The sequence below is a fragment of the Georgenia daeguensis genome (assembly GCF_039537705.1).
Taxonomy (GTDB): Bacteria; Actinomycetota; Actinomycetes; order Actinomycetales; family Actinomycetaceae; genus Georgenia; species Georgenia daeguensis.
The window spans coordinates 1-2,981 of the sequence record NZ_BAABBA010000066.1; the positions used below are offsets into that span (position 1 = coordinate 1).

General features: G+C 67.1%; 2 protein-coding genes. One reads left to right on the forward strand and one right to left on the reverse strand.

What is annotated here, in order from left to right:
• Nucleotides 1-188: 188 nt before the first annotated feature.
• Nucleotides 189-1,019 (forward strand): aldo/keto reductase, encoded by an 831-nt coding sequence (locus ABD774_RS21385; protein WP_345045763.1) that lies wholly within the window; start codon nt 189-191, stop codon nt 1,017-1,019.
• 181 nt (nt 1,020-1,200) lie between these two features.
• Here ABD774_RS21385 and ABD774_RS21390 read toward each other — a convergent pair whose 3' ends face one another.
• The gene (locus tag ABD774_RS21390; RefSeq protein WP_345045765.1) at nt 1,201-2,790 is read right to left on the reverse strand and encodes an IS1182 family transposase; all 1,590 of its coding nucleotides are present in this window, start codon (nt 2,788-2,790) and stop codon (nt 1,201-1,203) included.
• Nucleotides 2,791-2,981 lie beyond the last annotated feature (191 nt).

Here is a 2,981-nt window from a genome sequence, read left to right on the forward strand (position 1 = left end):
ACAACCATCACCGCCGGCACTCCTCGCTCGGCTACCTACCCCCAGTCGAGTACGCTCGGCAGTGCAACCATCAAATGGAAACCGACGACTCACAGAGCGTCCGGACCGAATGAAGGGGGCGGCCCAGTTGTACCCTCCGGGGGTGGGTAGACGCGGCGAGCCGAGAACATCTGAAGGAGTGAAAGCATATGAGATGCGTGACGTTGCCGGGCGGGGAAGTTGTTCCTTCGATGGGTCAAGGCACCTGGAAGATGGGCGAGCGTGCTGAGCGACGATCCGACGAGATCGCCGCGTTGATCGCCGGTGTCGAGCTGGGCATGACGCTCGTTGATACTGCCGAGATGTACGGCGACGGCGCGGCGGAAACGCTGATCTGCGAAGCGCTAGGCGACCGGCGCGACCAGTTGTTCCTCGTCAGCAAGGCGTATCCGCAGAACGCGTCGCGCGCACGCCTTTCACGCGCATGCGAGGCGAGCTTGAGACGTCTCGGCACCGACCGGCTCGACCTCTACCTGCTCCACTGGCGGGGATCGGTGCCGCTCGCTGAGACGATAGAAGCGATGGAGGCGCTGAAATCGGCCGGGAAGATTCGGTATTGGGGTGTCAGCAACCTCGATACTGACGACATGGACGAGCTTGTTGCTGCCGGCGGGGATGGCTGCGTGACTGATCAGGTTCTCTACAATCTCGTCCGTCGAGGCCCTGAGTTGGAATTGTTGCCGTGGCTCGTCGCTCATGAAATGCCTGTCATGGCCTATAGTCCCGTCGAGCAGGGACGACTCTCAAACCATCCCTCCCTTGTGAAGATCGCAGCCGAGGTCGGTGCTACCCCTGCGCAGGTCGCACTTTCCTGGACGTTGCGGCACGATGGCCTCATTGCGATTCCGAAGGCGAGTTCGATCGCACATGTGCGGGAGAACCGGGCAGCCGCAGATATCGTCCTCTCCGACGCCGACCTTGCGACACTCGACGCGGCATTTCCTCGGCCACGCGACCGTCGCCCGCTCGAGATGCTCTAGGAGACTGCTGAAGAACGCGCGTTCTTGTTGGGCAGTGCGGCGTAGGTCGAGCTGGCATCGCGGCGGTGTCGTCGGTCCGGGGACGACGGTGTCACACGTGTGACAGTTCGAGGGCTCACGGGTTCGGGTAGAGCGCGGGGCGCGTGTTTGGCAGTGGATGTGGCCGGGGCCAGCCGGCTTCTCAGGCGGTGGTTACCGTCCAGGTCCCTGCGCTGCGGTGGAGTCCGAGGCTGAGCAGTCGTCGGAGGTTGATGGCGGCGGCGCGGTGGTGGAGCCAGTGGTCGTTCTTGGTGATGCCGCGGTAGCGGACCTTGCGGTTGTCGCGGGTGAGCCAGGCGATGGTGCGTTCGACCATCGGCCGCCAGGTGCGGTACGTCTGCTGGAAGCTCGGGTCCTGCGCGTTGGCGCGTTGAGTGCGCTGGAGCGCGTCATGGGGGTGGAGGTCGAGCTTGCGGCCTCTCGCCGCGGTGGTGCAGCGTTCGCGCAGCGGGCAGCCTCGGCAGCAGGCCCCGAAGGTGACCTTGCGCTTGGCAGTGATCCTCCGGGTCAGCCCGTTCGGGCAGGTCACGGTGCCGGCGCTCTCATCGACGGTGAAGTCCTCGATCGTGAATCCGCCCGGGATCGCCGGTCGCAGCGGCCAAGGTTTGATGATCGCGGTGTGCCCGGCGGCATCCAGGGCGGCGAGCACCTCGCCGGTGCCGTACGCGGAGTCGGCGAGCACCTCCACCGGGACCGGCACCGCCGTCGCACCCTGCGCGGCGCTGAGGGTGGTGTCGGTGGCGAGCAGGTCGATCCCAACGCTGCCGTCGGCGGATTCCGCACCGGCGGCCTTGGTCAGCGTCGTGGCGGTGATCAGCCCGGTGACCGGCTCGACCACCACATGAGCCTTGAACCCGTTGCGCCGCTGAGCAGTGGTCTTGTGAGCGTGGCGGGTCTCGGGGTCGACCGTGGAGATGACCCGGTCGTAGGCAACCTTGCGGGCGATCCGCCAGCGTCCGTCCGTGCCGTCGGAGCCCTCGGCGGGCTCGACGTCCTGCCCGGCGATCACCGCGAGCAGCGCCACGACCTGCTGCTCCTCCTCGGGCAAGGCCTCCACCTCGAGGTGGGCCAACAACGCGATCGCGTCGGCGACGAGAGCCGAGACGAGCTCATCCCGGGCGGCCGGGTCCTCCCAGGCAATGCGCGGCTTGCCCGGCTGGGAGTAGTCATACCCGACGCAGTGCTCGGCGACCGCGTCTTTCCCGCCGGTGACCTCGCGGGCGACCCGCCGGATCGCGGCGATCAGCTGGGTCACCGTGTCCTGGGTGGCAACCGCGTCCTCCAGCACCGTCGAGTCCAGCGCCCGCCGGGTCTTGCCGGTCAGGATCCCGGTCTCAGTCACCACCGCCGTGATCACCTCGAAGATCCGGTTCGGCCGCTGCGACGCGGCCAGGCGGCGGCGCCAGTACGTCAACGTGCTCGGGTGGAACGCCGGGGCCTGGACCGCCAGCCCGCACGCAGCCTTCCACCGCAGGTCGAACGTGACCGCCTCGGCCGCCTCACGGTCCGAGAGCCCGTTCAACGTCTGCAGCACCAGGACCGTCGCGACCACGTCCGCCGGCACCGACGGACGCCCCCGCGCGGAGCGGAACAGATCCGCGAACAACGCCTCGGGAAACAACGCCGTGCGATGCTCGGCCAAGAACGCGTACACGCTCCCCGGCTCGAGCAAACCACCCGCCATCGACTCCGCGTCGAACAGGTCCCGCTGATCTCTCGACCGACCCTGCATACACACAGCGTCCCCGAGCCCGACTCAACCACCGGGCAAGGACACGCAATTCTTCAGCAGTCTCCTAGGGCGTGTCTCCCATATGTTGAGTGAGGCTCGCGGCAGTCTGGTCGGGTGAGGTCGACGGGTTCGCGGTATCGGGTGTTCACGGATGAGCAGTGGGAGCGGATCGAGCCGCTGCTTCCCTCGAA

Bases quoted from the DNA above. Each gene is read 5' to 3' on its own strand.
- ABD774_RS21385 (WP_345045763.1), top strand. From the start codon at position 189: ATGAGATGCGTGACGTTGCCGGGCGGGGAAGTTGTTCCTTCGATGGGT.
- ABD774_RS21390 (WP_345045765.1), bottom strand. From the start codon at position 2,790: ATGCAGGGTCGGTCGAGAGATCAGCGGGACCTGTTCGACGCGGAGTCG.